Source organism: Protofrankia sp. CiP3 (genome assembly GCF_917627345.1).
Classification (GTDB): Bacteria; Actinomycetota; Actinomycetes; order Frankiales; family Frankiaceae; genus Protofrankia.
Window position 1 is genome coordinate 1 of record NZ_CAKJTM010000154.1, and the last position, 7,690, is coordinate 7,690.

The 7,690-nt window shown below is 64.2% G+C and carries 5 protein-coding genes and 1 pseudogene; 1 reads left to right on the forward strand and 5 read right to left on the reverse strand.

Features of this window, described 5'->3' with window-relative positions:
- The first annotated feature begins 231 nt into the window (after positions 1 to 231).
- Positions 232 to 1,689 (forward strand): annotated as a pseudogene (locus MJ797_RS24870) (ISL3 family transposase).
- Between the two features lie 357 nt (positions 1,690 to 2,046).
- Here the strand turns inward: MJ797_RS24870 and MJ797_RS24875 are convergent.
- From MJ797_RS24875 to MJ797_RS24895, 5 genes are all read right to left on the reverse strand, one after another.
- Positions 2,047 to 3,273, reverse strand: a complete 1,227-nt coding sequence (locus MJ797_RS24875) for an MFS transporter (RefSeq protein ID WP_239341864.1) — start codon at positions 3,271 to 3,273, stop codon at positions 2,047 to 2,049.
- A 7-nt stretch (positions 3,274 to 3,280) separates the two neighbouring features.
- The gene (locus tag MJ797_RS24880; RefSeq protein WP_239341866.1) at positions 3,281 to 4,576 is read right to left on the reverse strand and encodes an acetyl-CoA carboxylase biotin carboxylase subunit family protein; all 1,296 of its coding nucleotides are present in this window, start codon (positions 4,574 to 4,576) and stop codon (positions 3,281 to 3,283) included.
- The gene (locus MJ797_RS24885; RefSeq protein ID WP_255739475.1) at positions 4,560 to 5,786 is read right to left on the reverse strand and encodes an aminotransferase class I/II-fold pyridoxal phosphate-dependent enzyme; all 1,227 of its coding nucleotides are present in this window, start codon (positions 5,784 to 5,786) and stop codon (positions 4,560 to 4,562) included. Before MJ797_RS24885 ends, MJ797_RS24880 begins: the two co-directional genes overlap by 17 nt.
- A gap of 66 nt (positions 5,787 to 5,852) precedes the next feature.
- Positions 5,853 to 6,383, reverse strand: a complete 531-nt coding sequence (locus tag MJ797_RS24890) for a MaoC family dehydratase (RefSeq protein ID WP_239341868.1) — start codon at positions 6,381 to 6,383, stop codon at positions 5,853 to 5,855.
- 44 nt (positions 6,384 to 6,427) lie between these two features.
- Positions 6,428 to 7,303, reverse strand: a complete 876-nt coding sequence (locus MJ797_RS24895; protein WP_239341870.1) for a CoA ester lyase — start codon at positions 7,301 to 7,303, stop codon at positions 6,428 to 6,430.
- Between the last annotated feature and the right edge of the window lie 387 nt (positions 7,304 to 7,690).

Below are 7,690 nucleotides of genomic sequence, written 5' to 3' on the forward strand. Positions count from 1 at the left end.
GCCTGCACAACGCGAAGGATCCCGTCGAGAACGTGGCGAAGAGAGCCGTGTGCGCTGGTCGGATGAGCCTCGCCGACGCTCAGCGGGCCATCGCCACCAACTGGATCGCACTCGGTCACCAGCTCGGCGTTTCCGGCATTCCCGCCTCCTGACAACTCCCCGGAAGGGCCTGTAGAAATAACGGCTCCGCCAAGATTCCGGCGGTGACAGACGGTTACTGTACAGGTATCGTTGGTGCTGTGTGACACCGAGTTTCTGAAGGTCGTCTTTCCTCAACTCGCCGTGGTATTCATCGATCGGGTCGTCGAGAAGGGATCTGTGGTGCGGGTCGTCGCACGGACCCGGGCAGGGCCGGCGCCCTGCCCGCAGTGCGGCACCGTGACCACCCGGGTGCACGGCTATCACCGCCGCCGCCTTGCCGATCTCCCGGTCGGGGCAGACCGGTGGTGATCGAGCTGACCCTGCGGCGGCTGGTCTGCGACAACCTGCGCTGCCCGCGGCAGACCTTCCGCGAGCAGCTACCCGGACTGGCGGAACGCTACGCCCGCCACACCCCGTCACTGGGTGCGCTGATCGCACGGGTCGGGGTGATGCTCGCCGGCCGCGCGGGCGCGGCACTGCTGGGTAACCTCGCCGTGACCGTCTCGCGGACGACCGTGCTGCGCCTGCTCATGGGGCTGCCGATCGCCGTCGGGCCGGTCCCGGAGGTACTCGGCGTGGACGACGTCGCGCTGCGGCGTCGGCACCGGTATGCGACTTTACTGATCGACGCAGTCACTCACCGGCGCGTCGACGTGCTGCCCGACCGCCGCGCCATCACCCTGACCGCCTGGCTGCGCGATCATCCTGGGGTTCGTGTGGTGTGCCGGGACGGGTCGGCGGCCTACGCCGAGGCGATCCGCCAGGGCGCCCCCGACGCGGTGCAGGTCAGTGACCGTGGCAGCTATGGCACAACCTCGCCCACGCGGTGGAGAAGACCGTGGTCGCGCACAGCACCTGCTGGCACGCCGGCCCGGACCAGCCGGCCAGCGCACAAGACGCACGCACCCGCACCGCACCCTCCTCGACGAGGGCGTCGGGCTGCCCGAGTGCGCCCGCAGCCTGGGCTGGGCACGCAACACCGTTACACGGTACACCCGGGCCGCATCGGCCGAGGCGCTGCAGCGTCCCCCGCAGTACCGGCGCGCCCTAGTCGACCCCTACCGGGAACATCTGCGTCGCCGTCTGGAGGGCGAACCCGGCGTGGCGGTCACCCGCCTGCTGGCCGAGATCCGCGAGCAGGGCTATCCGGGTAGCGCCACCCTGGTCGTGCGCTCCCTCACCCAGGGACGCGCCGACCCCGCACGCACCCCGCCGTCCCCGCGTCGACTGGTCGCCTGGCTCATGAGCAGACCCGCCGACCTACCCAATCATCGGCGGCGGCACCTCGACGACTTGGTCGCACGCTGCCCGCAGATGACCGTTCTGACCGCTCGGATAGGCGAGTTCGCGACCCTGCTCACCGGGCGCCACGGTGAGACCCTCGACGCGTGGATCAAAACTGTGCGGGACGACGACCTGTCCGCCGTGCACGCCTTCGCCGCCGGCCTCGAGAACGACCATGATGCCGTCGTCGCCGGACTGACGCTACCCTACAGCAACGGCCCCATGGAGGGCGCCAACACCAAAACCAAGATGATCAAAAGGTAGATGTACGGCCGTGCTGGTTTCTCCTTGCTCCGGCAGCGAATCCTGCTCTCATGAGCATCTATCGCTGCCTGTCACCACCGGAATCTTGGCAGAGCCAACCATCTGACACCCCCTCACCTCTCGCCGCCCAAGACCCGGCCTGGCGGGAGGCCGTCACGCATGTGACCATCGACATGTCCACTACCGCACCGCCTTCTGCTTCCGGAATGTCACCAACCAGCAGCTCCGCGCCCGCTACGTCGTCCATCCCCATTGGCTACCAGTCGTCACTACTTATCCGCGGACAGTGGAATCAACCAGATACACCCGCAGGTCAACTACGAAGAGCCGGCATTCCCAGCTCGAACGCGGCAGGCGTCAGGCGCCGCTGATGGCCGCGTCTGGGGTTGGTGCGCTGACCCGGGTGCGCTCGGCCCACCTGGTCGCCGCCGGCACGACAAGGCCGGTCAGGGCGAACATCGCTCCGACTACCCACCAGCCCGCCGCTCCCCAGCCGATGCACAGGATGATCAGCAGCGCCGGGCCTATGGCCTGGCCCAGTCCCAGCCCCATGCCGAACAGCCCCTGGTACTGGCCGACCGCGTGCGAATGAGCCAGGGAGAACGACAATTCGAAGCCGCCAGCGGCATGCCAGAGCTCCCCGACAGTGTGCACGACCGTAGCGGTCAGGAGCAGCGCTAGGGCCGCCCAGCTCGGCACCCCCTCCAGCAGAGAGAGCAGCACGCATGCGGCGAGGAACGCCACCCCGGCCCGGCGCAGCGCCAGCGCCCCCGCCCGCGGCGTGTCGACGTTGCGGCTGGCCCGGACCTGGAAGAGCACCACGATCACGGTGTTGACCAATATCACCGTCGAGACCGACCAGCGCGGCGCGTGCGTGCGGCTGACCAGCCAGAGTGGCACCGCAGCGGTGAGCACCCGGTACTGAATAGCCAACACCCCGTCCAGCACGGTGAGCGCCAGATAAGGAGCGTCGCGCAGCACGATCCACCGCGGACCATCGCTAGAAGGACGCGGCGCTGACACTGGCAACGACAGCACGATCAGCGAACAGCCGCCGGACGCTGCGGCGGCACCGGCGATGAGTAGCAGGTACGCGCCGCGGGTGTCGACCTGCACCCCCCAGCCCGCCAGCAGCGCACCGACGGCGACGCCGAGGTTGGTCAGCGCGCGCAGATAGCTACGGAAGCGCGCCGGGTGCTCGCCGCCGTACTCATGCACCAGCGGGCTGCGGGCGGCCGCTCCGGCTGTCTGGGCCACCGTGCCCAGACAGACGAACAGCAGGAACGACCAGAAGCCGTTGGTAAAACACAGACCGGCCATAGCCAGGGCCGCCAGCGCGAGGGTCGTGGCGTAGACTCCTCGGGCGCCGCGCCGGTCGGCTAGGTGACCGGCGGGGATTCCGGCGATCAGCGACGCCCCGCCGGCGGTGCTCAGCCCGATACCGACCTGCGATGCCGGCAGGTGCACCGCCCTGGTAAAATAAAGGACGCTGACAGTCAGGTAGATGCCATATCCCGTCATGTTGACCAATGTGACGACCGCTAGGCGGCGGGCCGGGCCCCGGTCGGGCAGGAGCGAGCGCACGCTGGTGTCACTTCTCCCGTGCCGTCACCTCGTCGGCCTTTGCCGCTACGCACTCGCTCGCGGACTCGAGTCGATAGGCGTCCAGCGCGGTATGGATGGCCTCCCGCGTCTGTTTCTCGCATGCGGACTTGAAGCGGAATCGGCCTCCGACGTCGACGTATCCACCGTCTGCGGTGAACACGTGGCCCACCTCCGGAAGAACTTCCGCGTATAGATGTGAAACTGCCCCGACGAGGCTGTTTCGACCGGTCACGCGACTGGGCAACGGGTAAGGCACGGCGAAAAGCAGATATCCCAGGCCCTTCGCGTCACCGTAGGAACTACGATCGCCTATCGGAGGCAGGTCGAGGAGCGCCCGGAACGCCTCGCCGTAGAGGTCGATGTTCGCATGCTCCCGGTGCAGGTACGGGACTTCCGCTCCCCCGGGGCGCATGCCTACCTCGAGGAATACGAACTCCTCCGGGGAGGCCTCGATGAGTTCCAGGTGAAAGGGCCCCTGACGCAACCCCAGCGTGGCCAGGCACTTCAGCGTGTGTGCTTCGGCATTGCCGCGCCGTGGCCCGGGGTCGAGTATCACAGAGCCGAAGGGCGCGCCGATTCTGGCGAAGTCGAGGCATGTGCCGATGTACTCGCTGGTGCTGATGAACCACAGAGAATCGCCACGAATAATTCCGTCGATGTGCAGGATCGGCCCCTCGACGAACTCCTCGGCTTCATAGGTGTCCAACCGGATGTCTTTGAGCGCCTCCATCAGCGCGTGATGGTCACGCACCTTGACAACGCCCCGGGATGCGCCCTCGTCCACCGGCTTGAGAATGATCGGATACGTCAGGCGGTCCTCGATGTGAGCGGCGATGTCATCGATCGACGTCGATGAATGGTCAGTCAACGGGCAGAAACGCGGAACTCGAATCCCAGTCGCTTCAAGGCGGGATTTCATCGCGACCTTGTCCTTGAAGAGCCTCGCCAGCGTGACACTCGGACCGAGTACGCCAAGACGCTCGCGCAGGCGCGCGGTCATCACGATATCCTTCTCCGAGATCCCCAGGACCCCCGAGAACTTTCCGTGTCGTGCCATGAGCCGCTGGGCCACCGGCAAAACTATAGACAGCGACAGATCGTCGACGACGACCACCTCCAGCGCCCGAGATCTGTCGATCGCCGATAACCCGGACTCCAGGGTGATGAAGACCATGTCGATCACGAGCCCGTCGATGTACCGCTGATATTCGACACAGTCATTGTTGAAGCGATTGATAACAAGATAGATGGGCTTATTTTCCAATTCAGACACCTTCCGCACCGTGGGAGTCGAGTCTCTCAATGAGACCGGATGCTTCGAGGACCTTGCCGAATCGCAGGATTTCCTGCCGCTCCATATTCGACCGAAGCATGACCCGCACGCCGCCCAGCCCATGGGGCACGATCGGAAACGAGATCGGGGCGGCGTAGAAGCCCTCGTTGGCCAAGGCGACGGCCAACGCCAGCCCATCCCCGGCCGTGGCCTTGATGAACCGGATAGGCTCGCGTGTCGTCGCGCCGGAAGGGGCCACGGCATCGAACAGGTTAACGACATCAGCCAGTCCACTCTGCAACTGGTCGAACTCCGGACCCTCGTGGATGTCCAGGGCGGCCTCGACCGCGCCCAGGTTGCCGAAGGTTGGCCGCTGCGACCACTGAATGGGGCCACCGGCCATGGCGACCTGCTGCAGCACCCGCGCGTTCGCACGGCTGGAGGCCATGAACCCGCCGGCTCCCCCGAAACCCTTGTTGAGGGACGCGATCAGAAACACATCGTCGCGGAACTCGCCATACGATTGGAGAACGTAGCCGATTCCGCGTTCGCCCATCACCGACAGGCCGTGGGCCTCATCATAGACAACCTTGAGATCGTACCGGTTCTGGAGTTGCGCGATCTCTGAGACAGGGCTTAGTCCGCCGGTACTGTAGACACCGTCAGCGACATAGAGCACGCTGCTGTTATTCGCACAGAAACCCGCGAGCGCGCCGACGTCGTTGTGCCGAATAGTCACGACGTTGGTCTCGTCGGCCACCTGGGGCTTCAATACGTTCATGCAGAAGTGCGCCGACCGGTCGTATGCCACGATATTCGGTCGTCTGGCCAAGCCGACACCAGCACTCAACGCGGGGATCAGCGACGCAGCCGCGGCGGTGCAGGAAGACAGCAGCATGACTTGGCCACCAAGCCACGCCGAGAGCTTTTCCTCGACGGATCGCAGGTACCGGTGGACACCCCTGGTCCGCGACATGCTGGTGTTGATTCCGTACTGACGAACAGCTGATTCCGCGCCGCGGCGGATTCTGGGGTCCTCGTCCAGGCCCAGATACGCGTAGGATGACATGTTCGTCATCACACGCCCGTCCGACAGCAGAAGGCGCCCACCGTCAAGCAGTTCGTCGACGACGATCCCGCCGAGCCCGCCTTCACGCGCTGCGGTCCAGAAGCCGGAGCTTCTCTCCATCATCGATGCTATGTTTCCGTACTTGTTCATTGTTGGATCCGCAGTCCTCTCAGATCTGGGCCACCGGGGTCAATGACCCGATCGGTCACCGAGCCTTCACCAAGGCCGGCGTGTGGCTGTCTCAATGAGGAAGCTTCGGACGAAAGTGATCACTGGCTCACTTCGGACACGCCCTGTATGCTCGGTCGTCACGACGCCACGATTGGGATTCTTCCGCGACTCTCTGCGCCTGAGTACTATCGATTCTGCGTACAGCGTGTCACCAGCGAAGACGGGTCGCAGAACCTTGATCTCGGACCATCCCAGGTTCGCGATTGCCATTCCGCTCGTGCTCCGAACGGACATTCCTGCGACAATACTGAGAGTCACCAGGCTCGACATCAACGTCTTACCGGCTTCGATGTTCGCCGCAGCGAACTCCTGATCGATATGCAGCGGGGATGTGTTGAGCGACAACGTGCTCATGAGGACGTTGTCCATCTCAGTCAGAGTTCGTCCAGGGCGGTGTTCAAACTTCAAACCCGGCGTCAGCTCCTCGTAGTTGAGGCCGACCTTCTCCCGAAAGACATTCGGGGATGATTCCCAGTAGCCGAGCGGGTGCGCGGTTTCGGCAGGGTCCGGTTCCATGCTCGCTTTCCTTTGCTGAACAAGGTGCGCCCTGACCCGACTGGTCAGATAGCCGTGCGGGTGTAATTCCGATCTTCGTTCGTGCTGGCCGCGTCGGCTGCCAGCGCGACAATACGCTTCGAGTGCTCGTAGAACGGGGGGCCGACCATGCCACCCCGGCTGCGAGCGATGCCAGACTCTGTCGCCGCCGCCGCTTCGAGAATCTCGCGAGCGTGCTTGAGATCAGCCTCGGTCGGCGAATAGGAACGATTAATAACGTCGATCTGGTCGGGATGCAGGGCAATCCTGCCAGAGAAGCCCTGACGGAAACTCCGATCCGAGCTGGCCTTGAGCCCGATGGTATCGCTGAGTTGGAAGTGTGGCGCGTCAAGCACCGCGAGGCGCGAGGCGCGCGCCGCGTTCACGACGCGCTGACGCAGGTAGGTGAAGTCTGCTTCGTTCACAAAGGCGGCGATGTCGTTCGCGTAGTCGGCGGTTCCGATGAAGACTCCCTTCAGCGCAGGAACCGACTCGCGGCAGATCGAGTTGACCGCCTCGACCCCGTCAGCGGTCTCGATCAAGACGCACAGGGACGGTTCCCAGCCATAGCGGCCCGCCCAGGTACTGACGATCTCCACATCGCGAGGCGAAGTGACCATAGGGATCACCATGAAATCCGGTCGCACCTCGCAGGCGGCCAGACACTCCATATCCAGGCCGGCGTGGAGGGTGTCCACGGCGTTGATGCGCACCCCGATGCGTGGGCGTGGTGGGGCGAGATAGGACAGCGATAGGACCCGGGACAGAGTTTCCCGGGCCAGGAGCTTGTCACCGGGCGCGACGCCATCCTCGAGATCCAGCAGGATCGCGTCGGCCGACGTCGACTGCGCGCTCTTGAACTTGCGCTCGGAGTGTGCTGGAACATTCAGATACGAACGCATGTGCGCTCCTTTCAGGAAAAGATCTAGAAAATCGCACGCTCATTCGACAACCGCGAATCAAGAGGCTTATTCAGAACTCCTATCCTGCATGATCTAAGTCATGCATAACCGCAGATCGAGACACTACTATAGATCTTGATAGAAAAATTCTGGTATAACTCTTCAAGTAATCGAATAAATGGTGGCCGACTATTTGACAGATCGGCTCGGACGCAGGCAGGTGACGGCCCCGACGCGGTGTCCGGGTTCCGCTGGTCGAGTCATAGCGCGAGCGGCGCGCGTAGTAGTCGGTAGCGAGTTCCTGGGTGGTACGACTCTTTTAGGGTAAATGACCATACCGCGTGGTTGGCGTCAACCGGTCGAAGCGACGCCCGCATCGTGGTGGAG

Coding starts and splice junctions, on each gene's coding strand:
- MJ797_RS24890 (WP_239341868.1), bottom strand. CDS start 6,383: ATGGAACCGGACCCTGCCGAAACCGCGCACCCGCTCGGCTACTGGGAA.
- MJ797_RS24895 (WP_239341870.1), bottom strand. CDS start 7,303: ATGCGTTCGTATCTGAATGTTCCAGCACACTCCGAGCGCAAGTTCAAG.
- MJ797_RS24885 (WP_255739475.1), bottom strand. CDS start 5,786: ATGAACAAGTACGGAAACATAGCATCGATGATGGAGAGAAGCTCCGGC.